General features: G+C 58.8%; 13 protein-coding genes and 1 pseudogene. 10 read left to right on the forward strand and 4 right to left on the reverse strand.

Features of this window, described 5'->3' with window-relative positions; all coding sequences use genetic code 11:
- Positions 1–1,584: 1,584 nt before the first annotated feature.
- The 6 genes from CP49_RS33940 to CP49_RS33960 all read left to right on the forward strand — a co-directional run bounded on the left by CP49_RS33940 (position 1,585) and on the right by CP49_RS33960 (position 10,646).
- Complete coding sequence (locus CP49_RS33940; protein ID WP_057854478.1) at positions 1,585–1,794, forward strand: hypothetical protein; 210 nt, start codon at positions 1,585–1,587, stop codon at positions 1,792–1,794.
- Positions 1,795–2,729: 935 nt separating this feature from the next.
- On the forward strand, positions 2,730–2,855 hold the full coding sequence (locus CP49_RS48785) for a hypothetical protein (protein WP_276326867.1): 126 nt from the start codon (positions 2,730–2,732) through the stop codon (positions 2,853–2,855).
- A 1,066-nt stretch (positions 2,856–3,921) separates the two neighbouring features.
- Positions 3,922–5,448, forward strand: coding sequence for a Do family serine endopeptidase (locus tag CP49_RS33945; RefSeq protein WP_057854479.1), 1,527 nt, complete (start codon positions 3,922–3,924; stop codon positions 5,446–5,448).
- A gap of 545 nt (positions 5,449–5,993) precedes the next feature.
- Positions 5,994–6,131 (forward strand): cupin domain-containing protein, encoded by a 138-nt coding sequence (locus CP49_RS49060; protein ID WP_420807673.1) that lies wholly within the window; start codon positions 5,994–5,996, stop codon positions 6,129–6,131.
- 215 nt (positions 6,132–6,346) lie between these two features.
- Positions 6,347–9,226 (forward strand): bifunctional lysylphosphatidylglycerol flippase/synthetase MprF, encoded by a 2,880-nt coding sequence (mprF, locus tag CP49_RS33955; RefSeq protein WP_197423321.1) that lies wholly within the window; start codon positions 6,347–6,349, stop codon positions 9,224–9,226.
- A gap of 10 nt (positions 9,227–9,236) precedes the next feature.
- Positions 9,237–10,646 carry a virulence factor family protein gene (locus CP49_RS33960; RefSeq protein ID WP_082646387.1) on the forward strand — a complete coding sequence of 470 codons (1,410 nt, stop codon included), beginning with the start codon at positions 9,237–9,239 and terminating at the stop codon, positions 10,644–10,646.
- A gap of 140 nt (positions 10,647–10,786) precedes the next feature.
- Here CP49_RS33960 and CP49_RS45475 read toward each other — a convergent pair whose 3' ends face one another.
- Positions 10,787–11,047 (reverse strand): hypothetical protein, encoded by a 261-nt coding sequence (locus CP49_RS45475; protein WP_156438807.1) that lies wholly within the window; start codon positions 11,045–11,047, stop codon positions 10,787–10,789.
- 196 nt (positions 11,048–11,243) lie between these two features.
- On the reverse strand, positions 11,244–11,663 hold the full coding sequence (locus CP49_RS33965; RefSeq protein WP_156438808.1) for a hypothetical protein: 420 nt from the start codon (positions 11,661–11,663) through the stop codon (positions 11,244–11,246).
- A gap of 280 nt (positions 11,664–11,943) precedes the next feature.
- Between CP49_RS33965 and CP49_RS33970 the strand changes: the two genes are divergently transcribed.
- The 3 genes and pseudogenes from CP49_RS33970 (at position 11,944) to CP49_RS33980 (ending at position 13,612) form a co-directional block, all read left to right on the forward strand.
- Entirely contained in the window at positions 11,944–12,240 is a 297-nt protein-coding gene (locus CP49_RS33970; protein ID WP_057854501.1) for a hypothetical protein, read from the forward strand.
- A gap of 545 nt (positions 12,241–12,785) precedes the next feature.
- A pseudogene (locus tag CP49_RS33975) lies at positions 12,786–13,105 on the forward strand (alpha/beta fold hydrolase); the annotation flags it as partial.
- A complete protein-coding gene (locus CP49_RS33980; RefSeq protein ID WP_245311008.1) occupies positions 13,097–13,612 on the forward strand; it encodes an alpha/beta fold hydrolase in 516 nt (171 codons plus the stop codon). The pseudogene CP49_RS33975 and the gene CP49_RS33980, both read left to right, overlap by 9 nt.
- Positions 13,613–13,838: 226 nt before the next feature.
- Here the strand turns inward: CP49_RS33980 and CP49_RS33985 are convergent, their stop codons facing one another.
- The gene (locus CP49_RS33985) at positions 13,839–15,146 is read right to left on the reverse strand and encodes an MFS transporter (protein WP_245311000.1); all 1,308 of its coding nucleotides are present in this window, start codon (positions 15,144–15,146) and stop codon (positions 13,839–13,841) included.
- A gap of 259 nt (positions 15,147–15,405) precedes the next feature.
- A complete protein-coding gene (locus tag CP49_RS45480) occupies positions 15,406–15,651 on the reverse strand; it encodes a hypothetical protein (protein WP_156438811.1) in 246 nt (81 codons plus the stop codon).
- A gap of 386 nt (positions 15,652–16,037) precedes the next feature.
- Here CP49_RS45480 and CP49_RS33990 point away from each other — a divergent pair, with 386 nt between their 5' ends.
- Positions 16,038–17,306 (forward strand): OprO/OprP family phosphate-selective porin, encoded by a 1,269-nt coding sequence (locus tag CP49_RS33990; RefSeq protein ID WP_245311002.1) that lies wholly within the window; start codon positions 16,038–16,040, stop codon positions 17,304–17,306.
- The last annotated feature ends 602 nt before the right edge of the window (positions 17,307–17,908 follow it).

Raw genomic sequence — 17,908 nt, forward strand, 5'->3', positions numbered from 1 at the left:
TGCCCGCCGACAGGTTTTTGGCGATTGATTTCGGGTAGAAACGCGGGCGATAGCCCCGGGATGTTCGGTAGCGGCCTGCGCCAGACCAGGAACTGCCAAAGCTGCCGTGCGGCGATGGCGGCAGCACCAATCAGTGCGAAATTCATCATAGTTGTCCTCGACAGATAGCTTACCGAACCACATGGAAAGGCGGCGTCCGCTCTGCCATTAAATAGTATTTTAGAAAGGACTTCGGTTCGGACGTTCGAGCGATCATCATCGGGCGCGTAAGACGCTCGCAAAAAAGTCGCGGAGTGGGGCAATGGCCGCTGCCACTGATCAGGCGGTTCGCAAGCTCATGAGCATCGAGCACATCAGGCGACATATCACGTTAAGAATTCAACGTCGGTAACAGCGTCCAGAAGGTCGGCGAGGCCGGCCGCTCAAGTCTACCAACTGAGGCGCTTGGCTTCTAAAATTCATTTTAATGGTGTCTGCAGATTGCGAACCGCACATATCGACGGCGGGCAATTTACATCCTCCCCAGCGGCAGGTTCATTGGAGCAAATGCGACGCGTTCCCGAGTGCCGCTACGGAACGTAGCAGACGTAGCAGGCATGTTCGCCCGATCGGGCACAGCCGAGTCTGAAGTAGTGCGGAGTGGTCGGCTTTAAGGGCGAGCACCATAGACCTTCGTATCATTCCGTGACTCCCTTTGGGTGCTCGACGATTACCTACGTTCAATTGAGCCGCTGATCGCGATCATCTTAAGCTGCATGTGTTGGAAAAGCGTACAGACTCATGAAGTGCAATGGTGAAACAAGGGATGATCGACGAACAGCGACAATAATACCAAGAGGAGACTACAATGCCTAACTGCTCCGAAAGCTTTGGATCCGGCAGAGCCGCGCGATGCGCAGTTTGTGACGGCAAGTTTGGTCTCGTCCGGCACTACTCGTGGCGAAGCCAGCTTTGTTCCAAGAAATGCGTCGATCGCTTTAGGGCTCGCCGGGCAAGTGACCGCAATTGGCTGCCTTGGCTCCAAATCGCCTTGGACTAGGCGCCGGAGAACCGCGCGGGGGCACTATGAGGCCCTTGCCTACGACTACCAGCAGCGAGCTGAGAAAGCTTCGTGTGTTGATGCGGCCAAAGCATTCGCTCGATCGGCTGCTAACGCTGAAGGCGAGTGGCGCACATGACTGATGGCAGCTTCACAGCTCAATCTGCGGAATATGTCTAGTGACATTGGGGAGCCCGGTGCGCGGCCAGTCCCGAGGTTTTATTCCTTCGTTACCGCCTGCAGAGCTTCAAAGTTGCGGGCGGGTATCCTAGGTCAATATGGCCTGATTATCGTCATATCATAGCGGAAGCGTTCTCTAACGGCGGACGTACTCTCTGACTAACGTCTGGAGCGAATATGGGTGAAATTATTCGATTTGTCCCGAAATCTGAGCGCGAGCGAGTCCGCCTAATTCGAGAGGCCCGCTCGAGATATGACAGCATCTTCCCGCCAGTTGATCCAGTCAGCGAACAGCAGGACAAGACACCGGTAAGTCATGCGTTCTGCGGCGCCAATGCCGATCGTAGCGACGGGGTTCTCCTGTCGTGATCAAGATCATCGCGGTGCTCTGCAGTCTCTCCCCTCCAGAAAATTGCTACGAGCAGACCGTTACCACCTCGGACTTCGCTGACGTGTCGATGCAGTCCTGCCTGATGGGCGCGCCGCAGCTCGCCGAGTGGATGAAGCAGCATCCCGCCAAGCGCCTGGCGGCATGGCGCTGCGTGATCGGCAAACAGCATGGCAGGGGAGCTTAGGATGGAGAGCAGCTTTCCTCGCGAAAGTTCGCGGCCAATCCGGCTCGGCGTCGCTCCGCACTTGCGGAGCTGTACCGCGGTCGTGGGCGAGCCTAAATGCTCAATTTACGGGAGCGGTAGGCGGTGCCATAGCCCGCTATTTTATCAGCGTCGGAGGCACGCTTGCCGCTCTTCTGTTGATAGTTGGCTGGTCTTTGTCGGAGACCCCGGCGAGTTTTCCTGATCGGCCGGAGATCATCGAAAGGGCGATCATCCGAATCAAGTCTGACCACAAATGGCCAGAAAAAGTCGTCCTGGACACCAGCCAGCCGACAATAGCGCCTCCAGCCGTCGAGGAGCCTCCGGCGGGCCAGTCGGTCCGGATACCGCCTGACGAAGCGGGAGATCAATCGAATCCTGAGGCCGTGGCCCAGTTGAAGCCAGAAGTAACGTCGGCCGCTGTCGGTCACCCAAACTTGCGCATGAAGCGCGGTTTGGCAGGGACCGCTCGATCAAAGCGTGTGGCCAGAGGTCCCGTTACACATCGGCTAAGAGCGGAAGCGGACGGGGGCTGTTGTCAGTTTGGGTGGATCGACAATGGTCAAACAAGCTCGAATGCTATGTCGCGCAGGCACGCCGCGTCGTCCTGGCCGCGCCCACCGGGAGGAATTGAAAGAGAAGCAGCTGCTGCCGTTGCGCATGGAACCCCGCAGTTACCGTCTAAATGGATCAGGAATGAACAAGATCGTCCGAAGTACGTCCGCTACTCTATTCAGCATCAACAGGAGAGACCTACATGTTCAAACTTGCAATCGTTGCAGCGAGGCTGCCTGCTGCCGCTTGGTGGTGGACATTTGATCTGTTATCAGCAGCGGTCTAGCGAAATCGGCCGCTTGCACGCTGTCACGTTCAAATGACACAGCTAACCGACATCCCGCATTGGGAGTAGTGCTTGCATGATCGAATACCTAATCGTCGTGCGCGCTGTGATCATCCTCTGGACCAGCCTTGCAGTGGTGGCGGCCGAGATCGTCTTTGACGCGATTGAAGCCGAGTTGGAGCGCCGCGACGTCGAGCTATAAAAGCTCCTGTCTGAGGCCATTCGTTGGGCGAACTGCTTGGAGCACGAAATGACAAAACACATTGTACTGTTACCGAGTTCCGATGGATCATTGCTTCTTCGCGAGCTGAACCACAGAATAAAAAACGACCTCACTTTCCGCCATATGTACGGTTTCAGCCAAAGCGGTGCGATCGGATAGCGTGGCGGTCAAGGCGCGCTGCCACGAAGAATTGCGAACCGTTCTGGGAAGGATGGAGAAAACTCGAGGGGGCCGCGATGGAAGACGATTGCTGGAGCATTTTAGCTTTGGAGAATGTGGACAGCTTGGCGGCTTCTATCGCGCTATGAAGAATTTAACGGTGTCGGTGCGGTTGTCTCCTATCGAAACGATAAAGAAGACAACTATGAAACTTACGACGGTCGCACTAGCAATTGCGCTCGTTCTCCCAAGCACATTCGCGCTTGCACGAGGCGGGATGAGTATGGGAAGTCACGTCAGTCGCTCCTTCGGGGGCACTACTGTCGGTACGGGCCGTCTTGCAACCAAGTCCAGGAATATCTCTGGGAATGCGCTTGCTCCCATCGCGCACGATCCAAGCGGATCAACACTCACTGGGTCAGCTGTGAACCGTGGGAGTTAGAATAAGGAAAAACCCGCATTTGCGCGGGGCCTACGGCCTAAGCAATCGCCTTTGGAAGGTGCCACATTGGAAAGGTGAAAACCCTTAGGGGATTCGCCTCAATCACTCCGATGTAGCCACAGTTCGCGTGTGGGGAGCCTGATAGGAATCGCGACGTAGCCCTTCATCATGCCCTTTGGTGTATAGCCGTACCCAAGCGTCGGCCGTCTCAACGCCGCATGCGGCCGACGCTTGTCGTGTCTCCGGATCGCGGGTTGGTGCAGCAGGAAAGCCCCGTCCTTCGCTGTTTCCCGACCGGCGTGAGCCGGGCTTCGAGAGAGCGTGCACGATTGCGCGAACCACCTTTACCCTTTCCACGAATTAACCTGTCCGACAGGCGATCGTAATGTCGGGTCCCTAGTACTCTGAAAAGGCCATGTGGCCTCATTCCTAGGAGCTTCGATCATGACAAACGACAAACCTGGCCATCACCTTTACGCAAGGATCTTCTCGCGACGACGATTGGTCCTGCTCACTTCCGTCGCCGGCATTGCCGCGATCGTCGCACTGGGAGGTCCGACGGGCTATACCCATCTCTCGCTGCCGTGGATGTCGAGCGCGCGAGCTGCGGATGCCCAGAGCCAACATTCAGCGGGCTTTGCCGATCTGGTCGCCAAGGTGAAGCCCGCGGTCATCTCAGTGCGAGTCGAGATGGATGAAACGTCAGACGCGTCGGATCTGAGTTCGGACAAGGAAGAAAATTCGCCATCAGGTCCCCCATTTGAGAAATTCTTTCAGCAACACGGTTCCGACGAAGCGCCAGGAGGCATGCCCCAGCGCCATGAGTTGATTATCGGTGCCGGGTCGGGCTTCTTCATTTCACCTGACGGCTACGCCGTGACCAACGATCACGTGGTCGATCACGCCCGGTCTGTTCAGGTCACCACCGATGACGGCGCGACTTATAAGGCCAAAGTCATCGGCACAGACCCCAAGACTGATCTCGCACTGATCAAAGTCGACGGAAAATCCAGCTTCGCTTACGTCAACTTTGAAGATCACGCGCCGCGCGTCGGCGATTGGGTCGTAGCCGTGGGCAATCCATTCGGTCTCGGCGGCACGGTCACCGCAGGCATCGTATCCGCACAGGGGCGCGACATCGGCTCTGGCCCATACGATAACTACATTCAGATCGATGCGCCGATCAACAAGGGCAATTCCGGCGGTCCCGCATTCGACATCAATGGCAACGTCATAGGCGTCAATACCGCGATCTACTCGCCCTCTGGCGGCTCGATCGGCATTGGCTTTGATGTCCCTGCGCAGACAGCGAAGGCGGTTATTGCCGAGCTCAAGGACAAAGGAGTTGTGACGCGCGGATGGCTCGGCGTCCAGGTTCAGCCTGTAACCACGGGCATCGCCGACAGTCTCGGTATGAAGAAAGTCGAAGGTGCAATGGTCGACGAGCCGCAGAATGGAAGTCCAGCTGCAAAGGCTGGCGTCCACTCCGGCGATGTTGTCACCGCGCTCAACGGCACGCCGATCAAGGACTCCCGCGACCTTTCCCGCAAGGTGGCGGCATTGGCTCCCGGCAGTTCGGTCAAACTCGATATTCTCCGAAATGGAGAATCGAAGACGCTGACCGTCACGCTCGGTGAACTGCCCAACCGGAAACAAGCCGATGCCGGCAACCGGGAAGCCCGGCCGGATAGCCGTTCGCCTCATATCGGGCTGAGGCTGGCGCCTGCGACTGAGGTAGCTGGTTCCGGCGGCAAGGGTGTTGTCGTCACGGGCGTCGATCCGGAAGGCTCCGCCGCGGAACACGGCTTCCAATCCGGCGATGTCATCGTTGATGTGGGCGGCAAAGCGGTCGGTGACGCGAGCGACGTGCGTAACGCGCTGTCCGAGGCAAAGTCGCAGGGCAAGCATGCCGTGCTGATGCGGGTGAAGACAGCCGATACAATGAAGTTCGTTGCGCTACCCATTGGATAAATGGGATTGGTGAGCGTTGCTGTTGCCGGCGCGTCGGAGGCGGCAACGAATGCTGATGACGCATTGCGGTCGGGTTGAAAGGGCGAATTTACCGATCATCTGGCAGCCGAGGGGCTTCTGATGACGGTTCCGTTCCGCTCCACGATAATCCGGCTTCGCTGATTGATTCCGCAATCGGCGTCGAGGTAAATTCGGAGGCACCGGCTGGCGAAGGAGATCATGTCCCGATCAGTAGTATTCCGCCCGGCGCAGAAAGCGCTGGTGGAATGTAAAGAGTGCGAAGGCGACTTTCGCCGAAACGTTCGACACGGCGTAACGCTATTGTGATTAACCAGGATATTGCGGGGCGAAGCTCATGAAGTTTTGTCAATCCGCCGACGCCATTATCGGCGCAACCTTGAGCTGCGGCTCGGTGCTGCGGACGTTTCCTACGCCGGCACCCGCAGCCGATCGAGTCGCCGCCCGAATTGATCGTTCCTCACGCGATTCCCACCGGCGAGCCTATCTGCGCCCCGGTTGAGGAGAACGTGTGATTTCGGCCGCTACTGCTGGCTGCTTCGCGAGGTTACTGGATGAACCTGTTGCGCGTGCGCAAGTCGAGTGTGCTCTCGCGCCATCGTCATCCGCAGCCGGTCCATGCTTACGTGATCAAAGGAGAGTGGCGCGATCTCGAGCATGCGTGACCGCAACTTTACGAGCGGGAAAGTCGAGCGGCGGCGCGCTTACCTACTTTGGAAGCTACACGTTGTTCAATGCGAGTGCACCGGCGGTTGCTGGGCCTCTGACTCCTTAAAATTCAATTTAGTGGTATCGGCGGGTCGGTAACCTACATCGGCCTGACGTCTAATGCCGATGTTTCTGCTTTATGTTCTCCGCGCACCAGGAGGGCGCGCATTTAGTGCAGCAGATCGAGAGCCAACTGCATGGTAAGCCGCTGGTGCCCTGCACATACCGGGACTTCGGCTCTCGAGTTTCGCTCGGCAATTCCAGCACCGTTGGGAATATCATGGGCTTTATTTGGCGGCAGATGGATAAAGCGAGTTTACGCCAAGGCGATACTGAGCGAATTGCTCACAATCCCGAACGGAAAATGAACCAATCTATTGTCGATGTGCCTTTCCGCGATGCCAGTCGTACTGGCGCGGACCACCCGCTCCAGCATGTCTCCCGGTCAAGTAGCCGGACACAAATGCGCAGCTGGATCGCGATCCTTGCACACAATGTGGGGGGTCTGTTCCATCACCCATGGACGGTTGCCGTTCTCGTCATCGCGGGAATCGTTGGGCTCGCAGCGCTACTGTTGGGCTTGCTGCGGGGGGTCGATCCGGCTGCGGTTACACAGGCGATGTCGCAAACGCCATGGACGCATATTGCTCTTTCATTCTTCTTCTCGGCAGTGAGCTATCTCACCCTGATAGGATATGAGGTACACGCAGCGCGTGCGTCCGCTCCAGCCAAGCCTGTCCCATTTCGAACGCTCGCGCTTGGCGCTTTCACGAGCTATGCGATCGGACACACGCTAGGCCTTCCTGTCGTAACCGCAAATGCTGTGCGTTGGCGCGTGTATAGCCCGGCGGGTTTGACGCTTGCCGAAATCGGCAAACTCGCGGCCATCACTGGCCTGACCCTTTGGTTGAGCTTGGTGCTTGCTATTGGCGCAGGTCTGTTGCTTGGAGCAGACCCGGTAGCCACGCTGGATCGCCTTCCCGCCGCAGTCCACGTCGTCACGGGTGCGGCTCTGCTCGCGCTGCTTGCCGGTTTTGTGCTGTGGTCCGGTCAAGGCAACCGTTCCATTGGTCGGGGAATCGCGCAGGTCCGCCTTCCCGGCGCACGCTCCACGCTCGTTCAGATCGGGCTCGGGTTTCTTGATGTGTCGGCTGCCGCAGCCGCGCTGTGGATACTCCTTCCGGCAGATTCCGGGGTTCGCTTCCTCGCATTCTCCGCGCTTTTTGCGTGCGCAATCATCGGAGCCGTCCTGACCCATGCCCCGGCGGGCCTCGGGGCGTTCGAGGCCGCGATGCTCGTCACGCTTCCGAACACGCCGCAGGTGCAGGTCCTGTCAGCCCTGGTGCTTTGGCGCGTTACCTATTTTCTGACCCCCTTTGTCCTTGCCATTGCATTGCTCTGTGGGCGCGAACTTCAGCGTCCTGGCTCGCGTCTCGCAAGCTGGATGCGGCGTGCACGGCTTTTCGCCCGGTCTCTCGCGCCTTCCATTCTCGCAGCGCTCACCTTCGCCGGTGGGGTCGTTCTACTGGTTTCGGGAGCCACGCCGAGCGAAGGGACGCGAATCCACGCCCTGAAGCATCTCGTACCACTCCCTTTTGTGGAACTGTCGCATCTGACCGGGAGTGCCGCCGGCGCGTTACTGCTGATCATCGCCTGGGGGCTCAAGCGCAGGTTGGATAGCGCTTGGATTGCGGCTGTAGCTGTCCTTGCCGCGGGCATTGTCGTGTCGCTCGCCAAGGGCTTTGATTGGGAAGAGGCCCTCGTGCTCGGGGCCGCGCTCAGTCTGCTCCTGTTGCATCGTACGAGCTTTTACCGAAAGGGGGGCATTCTCGCGGAACCGCTTTCGCCAGGTTGGCTGGCGGCCATTGCGATCGTGGTGGTGGGTTCGATCTGGCTCGGCTTCCTGGCTTACACAAACGTGGATTACAGCAACGAGCTCTGGTGGAGCTTCGCTTGGAAGGGCGATGCCTCGCGCTTTCTGCGCGCCAGCGTGGCCGCCGTCGTCGTGACGTCAGCGATCGCTCTACACAAGCTGGTTAGCCACCGGCCGCAGCGCCGCAAGGCCAATCTGGTGAATTCTGAGGCGCTTGCACTCGTCATCGCCAGCTCCGACCGCGCCGAGTCCAATTTAGCGTACCTGGGAGACAAGGAGTTTCTCACGCACGAAGCTGGCGACGCCTTCCTCATGTACGGCGTCCGAGGCAAGAGCTGGATTGCCTTGGGGGATCCGGTCGGCAACCCCGATAGAACCCGCGATCTCCTTTGGCGGTTCATCGAGGTGGTCGACGCCCATGCCGGCAGGCCAGTGTTCTATCAGGCGAGCCCCCGACTTCTGCCCCTCTGTCTCGACGCTGGACTTTCGCTGGTGAAGCTTGGCGAGGAGGCCAAGGTCGACCTCTCGAGCTTCACGGTCGAGGGGGGTGCGGGCCGCGCGTGGAGGCAAACACTTAGTCGGGCCAAACGCGAAGATCTGAAGTTTTCCATCATCCCGGCCGCCGAGCTCGGACCTTATCTGCCAGACCTCAAGGCGGTTTCGGACGCGTGGCTTACAAACAAGAGCGTTGGCGAGAAAGGCTTCTCCATCGGGTTCTGGTCCGATGCATATGTTTCGCGGTTCGACCACGCCGTAGTCCGGCAAGCGGGCGAGATCGTCGGATTCGCCACGATCTGGTACGGCCAGCCGGGTGGCGAGATCACCGTGGATTTGATGCGGCATCGTCCCTCCGCAAATGGCGTGATGGACGTCCTGTTCATTAATCTCATGCTTGAGGGAAAGAAACGCGGGTATCGTTGGTTCAACCTCGGTATGGCGCCGCTTTCGGGCCTGTCTGAACACCGCTTGGCGCCGTATTGGGGAAAGATCGCTAGTTTCGTGGTGCGCCATGGCGAGCGCGCTTATGGCTTCGCTGGCCTAAAGGCATACAAAGAGAAGTTCACACCGGTCTGGGAACCGCGTTACCTGGCGTACCCGGGCAGCTGGGCTATGCCGCGGGTTCTTCTTGACGTGACCTCGCTGATCTCCCGCGGCACAGCAAAAGCAGTCTGGAAGTAGGAACATCGCCATGTACAGAATCGCTATGGCGGCCGTCGGACTGCTCGTACTTCTTGGTACGCTCTGCGCAGCGATACTGATCGGGAGCCCGAGCTGGCGCTCAGCCGCTCTGCCGTTCGCCTTCTCTCCTAAGCCTGTTCATACGACCGTGGAGAGCGAGGTATTCGGATCTCTTCAGGTCGAAAGCCCGGGCAGCCCGCCTAAGGCGCTCGTATTCGTCGCCGCGGGTCCTGATGACGCGGTTGAGCGCAACGCATATGCCGAGGCGCTCGTCCATGCCGGTGCAGTCACCGTCACGATTGACTTGAAAGAAGTTCGTGCCCGGCTTGCGGCCGCGCCGCGCGAGGACTCGTGCCACTATGTCTCCGACAATCTTAAGGACGCCGCTCAAGCAGTCCAGCGCAAGCTCGGTCTCAAAGAGTATCTATTCCCGGTCGTCGCGGGGATCGGGGAGGGGGCGCCGTTTGCATTCATTGCGCTCGCGCAGGCGCCCGACAATACATTGGCCGGGGCCGTAACCCTGGGCTTCGACACGCGACTGCGTGCCGATCGGCCCTATTGCCCCGGTCCGAACATGAAAGCCATCGGCGACGGCACCTATCAATTCGACAATGTAACACCGCTTCCAGGCGCGTGGCGGGTCATTGCCTCACCAATAGAGCAGGAGCGGATCGATGCTTTTCAGCATCCGTTCGCCGATGCCAAAGTCGTCGTCGCTTCATCCGACGAGCGGGAGGCAGCCTTCGTAGCGGCGGCGCTCGAGATCGGCTCACGCGGCTCGCATGGCGTCGACGATTTTCCGGTTTCCGTGATCCGCCCGAAGGGGGAGGCGCGCGCACTGGCGGTGATCCTCTCGGGCGACGGAGGCTGGCGCGACATCGATAAATCGATCGGCGAATGGCTTGCCGGTCGTGGCGTCGCCGTGGTCGGCATCGACTCGCTGCGATATTTCTGGTCTGAGCGGGATCCCAAGCAGATCGCCACCGACGTTGAGGCAATCCTTGCGCACTATGGTCGGGAGTTTGGAACCACCCGTTATGCTTTGGTCGGTTACTCGTTCGGTGCTGACGTCCTGCCGTTTGTCTGGCCCAACCTCAGCAACCCAGTCAGGGACCGAGTGGTATTGATGTCCCTCCTCGGGCTCAGCACCACGGCCGATTTCGAGATCACCATCGGAGGATTCCTTGGAGGCGCCTCTGCGAAAGATCGGCCGATCGCGCCTGCGCTGGGCGGCCTCCCCCTTGCGAAGACGCAATGCTTCTACGGTAGCGATGAGGCGGCCGACCGGGAAACCTCTTGCACCGCTCCCGAAATGAAAGGTGCCGAGCTGATCGAAAGGCCGGGCGGTCATCACTTCGACGGCAACTACGACGCGCTCGCGGCCAGAATCCTCGAGCGCCTGACCGGGTCGGGAACATGACGCTCATTGGCATTGCTGTGGCTAAGACGTTCTGCAACGGCTCGTAGTAAAGTGCGCCATCCCTGGCTTGGCAATCTGCGCTGCTTGACCATGCATTTAGCGACACTTGAGGTTCGCGGGGCGGTGCATGTTTGGACTACTCAGAAAACTGACGCGAATTCATTCGAGCCCAGGTACTTCGTGAAGCGATCAGAAAGGAACTGGCGCGAACGCATTACAAGTACTGCGAGAGAAAGTTGAAATACCGTTTCTCTTTCTCCGCCATCGACCAGGGCAGTCTGCTGTCGAGCTCGGTCGACCAGCCCCAAAATCTCCAACCAAACTGAGACCTTCTGGGGACTGACCGTACTAGAGCTTGCCGAAGATTCTCCAAAGCTTCGTACTTCGTCAAACAGCGTCATGAATGCATCGCTTGCCTCAGGCCGCAGCAAGCCGCAATGCTACTCCAGGATCGCGTCAGCCGTAGACGCGCGGAATGCTTTCTGGTGCGCCGGCGAGGCCAATTAGCTTGCAGGAACTGGCGCGCCTGTTGCCCAAACAACAGAGAGTCACGCGAAACAGTGGCAACGAGGGCACTTACGGGCGTGTTTACTCAGATCATCCCCCCGGTCCCGGAATGAAGCAACGCCATATAGGGGTCATTCTTCCATCGGTGTAGGACGGCGACCACCAAACCATCGCGATGCCGCTGAGGTTCGGCTGGTCGATCACGGCGGAGTATGGCACGTCGAACCATTGCCCCGGCTCGGTTGGCCTATGCGGATCCTTCAATAAGACTTTATACCCGCCCTTCGTCATATCCCACTCGGCCTCCACGTGCTGGCCGTCGCCGGTGTCGCAGCACGGCTCGCCTACCTTATTCTTGAGACTCTTGAACCACGCATTGAGTTCTGGTCGCATCGGGTCATGCGAATTGGCCGTGCCAATCTCGAGAAGAGCAACCGCACTCAATCCCATCATGGGAGTTAGGATCAATCGATAAAGGCGTGTCGGCCGGCGTCCATTCGAACTGGTCATGGGAACCTCCGTTCCCCCAAACCCGTTTCTGTGGGTCATCGGCACTGCGAGAAGGTTCAACCGGATGGCCGACGCGATGGCTCGGTTGGCCACTTCGAATCTGGCACCGATGCGAAGTTCAGAGGCCTCCGAAATTATCTGCTTATCGGGGCAGACCGGAAATGGTCAGCGCACGGTTAGAAGGACGCGATTGGCCCATCTCGGAAATAGGCCCTAGTCCAGCAGCGGCCCAATATGCTTTGATGCCTTGGGGCTCGAACTCAGACGTATGGGTGGCCTCATGTACATGTTCATTCGAAAGTACACCAAGGTTCGTTCGGTTGCGGATGCTGCCCGCCGCGCCAAGAGCGGCATCGGTCAGATCCTAAGGGAATCGCACGGATTCAGATCTTACTATGTACTGGATGGGGGCGAAGGCGTCGGTGTCGCTGTGATGATATTCGAGGACCGCGAAAGCGCCAATGCGGCGAACGATAAGGTACTGGAGTTTGTTAAAGCGAGCCTGCTTGACCTTAATCTTGGAGATCCCGAAATCATCGCCGGGGAAGTTTTGGTCAATATAGAATCTGAAGCGTAATTGTTCGTAAAGGCGTCAGGGGCAGCGCGTCAAAGCTGCGGCTCGTGCCGAGCGCGCTACGAACCCAATCCGTTGCTCCCGACTGTTACAGCAGAATCGGCACGTTTGAGACATGCCGACGCGCTCCGAAGAAGTTCGCTCATCGGGGCAGACCGGAAGTTGGCCGCCCCCTAGTGAGAACGACGCAAATGACCCATTTGAGACATTGGTCGAGCCGAGAGAACCGTTCCTCAGGCCGGTGAGATCGGCTAGATTTGGCCCTAGCTCCGCAAGCGGACGTGCCGAAGTCTTTGTATAGGACAGCGGGCAGCTAGCCGTACCGTCGGCGGACATCGCGCTTCAAATAATCGACGTCTCCTTCTTGCCGGCGTGACCCATCGCAAGGTCGTGTGCGCGCCAGCGCCCGACACATATCACAACACCAGAAGAGTCATATGCAACCAAGAACGCTCCTCTTGAAACACATCGTCCTCGTGTCGGTAGCGGCCATGTTCTTCGTCGCGAGTCCGTCGTTCGCGCAGCAGAAAGGCACGCCCTCCTCGGAGATGAAAACAAAAGAGGCGCGAGTTAATGGCCTTACACTCCATTACATTGAACTCGGGCAAGGAACTCCAGTGGTGCTGGTGCACGGCACACTGGAGGACTACCGCACGTGGGATGGGCAGCTTGAGGCGTTCTCGAAGGGATATCGACTAATCTCGTACAGTCGTCGTTATCACTATCCAAATGAATCGCCCAAAGATGCAACAGATTTTTCTGTCACCATACATGCGAGAGACCTGGCTGCATTCATCAAGGCGCTTAATCTACCCCGGTTCATCTCATTGGTCATTCCTATGGAGCGTTTATTGCGCTCCTGGTCGCACGAGATCACCCGGAGGCCATTCGCAGCCTGACGCTGGGCGAACCGCCCGTAATGCCCTTACTAAAAACTACTCCTGAAGGAAATGATCTTCTTACCACCTATATCACGACATCAATCGTGCCTTCGAGCGAAGCATTCAAGCAGGGGAATGACGAAGAAGGAGTGCGTCGATTTGCGAACGGCGTGTTGGGCGAGGGTTCGTACGAGAAACTCCCACCTCCCGTTCAGAAGCGCCTCATGGACAATGTCCAAGAACTAAAAGGCGAGAGATTATCGCGAGACCTCTTCCCGCCCACCACATGCGAGGACGTGCAGAAGGTGAAAGCGCCGACATTGCTCATCGACGGGGAGCTCAGTCCTAAGATGTTCCATCTCATCAACGACATGCTGGAGCGCTGCTTACCGAGCGTAGAACGTGCAAAGATTCCGGCGGCATCTCATCAGATGGAGGTTGAGAACCCCCAAGCATTCAATGAGACGGTGCTTGCATTTATTGCAAGGCACTGAACTGTTTTATCTCGTTCAAGATCGTTGATGCCGTTTTCCGGGAGTTCGGCCGGGCGATCGAGCGCCTCCGGGCGGCCGCGGCCCACCCAACTTCCGTTTTTTGGCACGTTTGAGACATGCCGATCGGCACTGAGAATGTCTGTTCATCGGGGAAGAACGGAAGTCATCGGCCGACATCCAACGGCGCTTTTGACCCGAAGCTGACATCCGTTCCGAGTCCGGTGAACTACGCTGATCTCTTGCGCCGGCTAAGGTCTCGACGCTGAGCGAGCGCAAGGAATATCGCCGCGCACGCGAGCAGGATGAGAGCAGCACCGAACACGTTGGCCGCCGCAAGTAGCCCGATCTCCTGCGCCAAGTAGCCGGCGCCGACAGCAGGCAAAGCGTACGACAGATAGCCCTCGATATAGAAAGCCGCCATCAAGGCACCGCGCTCATGCGGTTCCGCCAGTGGCGCGATGCTGCCCAGCGCGCCGAGATAGGCAGCGCCGAAGCCGATGCCAGCGAGCGCGGAACTTGCCAACAGCAGGGAAGGCGACGCGACATTTGCTCCGGCGAGAACCCCGAGCAGGCCGGCTACCAACGCTCCCGCTCCTAGAATGAGAGCGGATGAAGCCGAGTAGCGACGGAGGACTAGAATGGCAGCGGCGGCGCCTGCCATCAACGCGGCGACCGCGAGTCCGCCCAACCAGGCGGCGGCAGGGTCGGTTATCGTCACGAGCAAGGACGGCATCAGCGCCAGGTAGAAGCCCGATAGGGCCCAAAGCGCTACATTGATCGGGGTCATGGCGAGGAATGCGACCCGCGCCCGCGCCGGCACAGCGACCCTCGGCTTGAAGGACCATCGTTGGAGCGATCGCGTAGTGATCGTTTCAGGGGCGTGCGCCGTCCGGATCGCCTGGACGATGACGAGCGCGAACAGCAGGACATAGCCGAGATGGAGTGGCGCAGGCGCGTATTGCGCCAGAAGGCCGGAACCCACTGCCCCGAACGCCGTGCCTGCTATCGTCGCGAGAGCGTTGGTCAGCGCTCCTCCCTGCCGGTCGATGTCGAGCATGGCAGCCCCGAGCGATGTGGTCGCAAGGCCGGTCGCGAAGCCCTGGATCAGCCGGGCAAACACCAACCACTCGATACCCCGGGCCGTGAGAAAGAGCACGAGGGCGACGCCCTCAAGCGTCAGCGCCGCTAGGATAACAGGGCGACGACCTGCCCGATCGGATAGCGACCCAAAGATGAGTAGGGCGGCAAGTAGGGCCAATGCATAAACCGCGAAGATCACGGTGAGCATCAATGGAGAGAACCCCCATTCTTGCTGATACAGACGATATAGGGGGGTAGGTACGCTTGCCGCCGCGAGGAACAAAATCAACGTCACAGCATGGAGGAAGCGAGGCTGCCGATCCTGAGCGAAAGCTTCGGCCGTAGACGTGGTCATGCGCGTGGCCTCGTGGTAAAAGGGCGTGGCAGTAGCGTGCGTCGTCGGCAGGAAGCGGATCGCGCCGGCTATCGCAACGCTGCACGCAAGGAGGAGCATGGGCCTTTGATTCTGTGTCAATGCACTCGTTCATGCGTGGCACAGCATCATGCCGACCGCTTGGTCGTTATGCTGTCTGTTTCAAGAATGTTCTCGATAACGGAGTTGCTCGACGCCGCATTTCTACAAATACAACGTCGCTTAGTAACTCTCCTTTGGTCCGCCGTGATGGGAAGGTCCGGGTACTTCGATTCCTCGCGGCATCTCCATTGAATCAAAGGCGGTTTCAGGGTCCTTGACCGCATTCTGGTCCGCCGAGCTAGCTTCGCTGCGCCAATACCGTTTGATTGTTGTTCCTGCATAGGCTTGTCCTGTAACCAACACCATCATTGACGCGGCCAGGACGAAACGTTTTGCAGCGTTGCTCCTTTGTTGTGTCATGCGAGCCCACGATGACCGTGAGAAACCATATTGCCGCTATGCCGACCGGATCGATTAAAAAGGAGTTTAGTTTTCTTACATCTTCGTCACCGCCATCGATGTTCACCCTCTCGGTATCAGCCATGCACGCATTGTAGGCGCGTGACACAGAGGCCTTGGATAAGGCTGCCCGATCGACGCAGAGACGGCAGGGGAGGGCATCGAGGTCGATGTCCTGGTGTGGCCTCCCCCGAGAGCTACGGTACCACACGACCAATCGCTTCGCCCGTTTCCGAAAGGCAGGGGATGTGTGAACAGATTTTGAATCGCCAAACGGCTACTTCCGAAATTGGCACCTTTGAGACATGCCCGCTGGCCCCGAGGACGTCCGTTTACAGGGGAAGACCGGAAGTAGTCGGGCCGCGGCCAAAGTGACGCGATTGACCCAAAGCGGTCCTGGCAGAAGACAAGCCGAATGGCATTCCAGATCCCTTCCGTGATAGGATGGCTGCCCAATGATGAGGGGGCGCGATGAGCAAGGTCGGCGCCGCTTTGCGACGAAGAATGTCGTTGATGGCCGCTGTGGTGTTGATGCCGGGAGATGCCGCCCGCGCTGACGACCGCAACCAGGCGGCGACGGATAAACCGCTGGTGCGAATGGATGAGCACGGGTTCACGCTGCGCTCCCCCGACGACATCGTGAACTTCCATCTCGGCGGCCGGCTACACATGGATTTTGGATCCGGTGGCAGCCCGGCGGTGACGGACGCGTTCCCCAATAACTTCGCGGTCCGACGCATGTGGATCGAACCGATGCTAACGATCAACAAGGACCTGATCTTCAATTTGCAATACGATGCGACTAGTGAGTTGACGCCAATCGGCAATCTCCTCGTGAGCTACAAGGGCTTCGCCCCCTTCACGTTCACGGGCGGCAACTTCAAGGAGCCCTTCAGCTTGGAGGTGCTGACGTCCAACAATAATACCACGTTCATGGAGCGCTCGCTCATGAGCACCTTCTCACCCACAGCCGGGCGCAGCACGGGCTTCGCAATCGGCACGCATGGCACGAATTGGACTCTGGCCGCCGGCGTCTTCGGCCGGAATATCAATTCTTCGGCCGACCACGGGGGTACCGCGGGTACGATCCGCGCCACCTACGCTCCGATCCTGACACCAAACGAAGTCCTCCATTTCGGCGTGGCCGGCAGCTATCGCTCGCTCGATCAGTCCAGGCCGGATGTCTCCTTCGCCTCGAGCCCGGAAAGCTTCCTGTTCACGGCCGCGCTCGTCGATACGGGCACGATCGGCGCGAACGCGATAGGCCGCCTCGGCCTCGAATTCGCCTGGGCGAATGGCCCATTCCGGCTGCAGGCCGAATACATCGCGACACAGGTCGAGCGCGTGGCAGCGGGCCACGCCGCCTTCCAGGGCGGATACTTGCAGGCTGCCTGGGTGATCAACGGCAAGTCCCCGCGCTACGCACTCGACGCGAACGTAGCGACCGAGATCGGCATGTTCTCGCGGGTGCAGCCGGAAAGCGACCAGCGCGTGTCGCACGGCGGAGTGGGCGTATTCGAGGTGGCCGCCCGCTACTCCGCTATCGACCTCACGAGCCGCGACATCCAGGGCGGCGGGTTCCAACAGGACGTGACGCTCGGGTTGAACTGGTACCCGGAGCCGTTTATCCGCGTGATGGCGAATTACATCCATGCCTGGGCCAATCCGACCGCCCAAGCGGTGACCGGCCGCTCGGCCGAGGCTGATATCGGCCAGATTAGGCTGCAGATCGCCTTCTGATTCGTGTGGCAAAGAGACGCGCGCGCCCCGACACGCACAGTAGTGGGCGCTGGGTACCATTGCAGCGCTGATCTGCCTACTTCCGAAATTGGCAGATACTGTTGCAAAAGTCGAAATTTGCATCAGTCCGAAGTTTTGGTGAAACCTTAAAACGCGAGGCGATTGACGATTCGGATAACCTCAATCGCGTTACCGAAGTCGCCTATGAGTTTAGCGCGAGGCGATGAGGTCCTTCAGATCTCTACACGAAAATCGCGCCTGCGGCCCTGAGAATTTTTTGACACCTTCGGCAGACGACTTTTGCAACACAATCCCCCGGTCAGCAGACATTCTCAGAATGGACGGGCATGTCTCAAAGGTGCCAAACTGAGATCCCATCGCAGATGTCCGCAATCTCGCCAGCGTTGCCACCACCATCCGCGCTGGCAGGTGATCTATCCGACGCCGTGAAGCACAGGCGACGCGCCTGAAGAATAATTTAGACTTTTGCTTCCTTGCGTTTTCGCGGCAGAGCACGACCTATGCTCCATGAAACACGCATCTATCATCCTTGGTGCACTCATGTTCGCGCTGCTTGCCAGCGGCCCAGCTTCCGCGCAGTT

Source organism: Bradyrhizobium valentinum, assembly GCF_001440405.1.
In the GTDB taxonomy this organism is placed as follows: domain Bacteria; phylum Pseudomonadota; class Alphaproteobacteria; order Rhizobiales; family Xanthobacteraceae; genus Bradyrhizobium; species Bradyrhizobium valentinum.

Coding starts and splice junctions, on each gene's coding strand:
- CP49_RS33990 (WP_245311002.1), top strand. CDS start 16,038: ATGAGCAAGGTCGGCGCCGCTTTGCGACGAAGAATGTCGTTGATGGCC.
- CP49_RS33985 (WP_245311000.1), bottom strand. CDS start 15,146: ATGCTCCTCCTTGCGTGCAGCGTTGCGATAGCCGGCGCGATCCGCTTC.
- CP49_RS45475 (WP_156438807.1), bottom strand. CDS start 11,047: ATGACGCTGTTTGACGAAGTACGAAGCTTTGGAGAATCTTCGGCAAGC.
- CP49_RS33965 (WP_156438808.1), bottom strand. CDS start 11,663: ATGACCAGTTCGAATGGACGCCGGCCGACACGCCTTTATCGATTGATC.
- CP49_RS33960 (WP_082646387.1), top strand. CDS start 9,237: ATGTACAGAATCGCTATGGCGGCCGTCGGACTGCTCGTACTTCTTGGT.
- CP49_RS48785 (WP_276326867.1), top strand. CDS start 2,730: ATGATCGAATACCTAATCGTCGTGCGCGCTGTGATCATCCTCTGGACC.
- CP49_RS45480 (WP_156438811.1), bottom strand. CDS start 15,651: ATGGCTGATACCGAGAGGGTGAACATCGATGGCGGTGACGAAGATGTA.
- CP49_RS33970 (WP_057854501.1), top strand. CDS start 11,944: ATGTACATGTTCATTCGAAAGTACACCAAGGTTCGTTCGGTTGCGGAT.
- CP49_RS33945 (WP_057854479.1), top strand. CDS start 3,922: ATGACAAACGACAAACCTGGCCATCACCTTTACGCAAGGATCTTCTCG.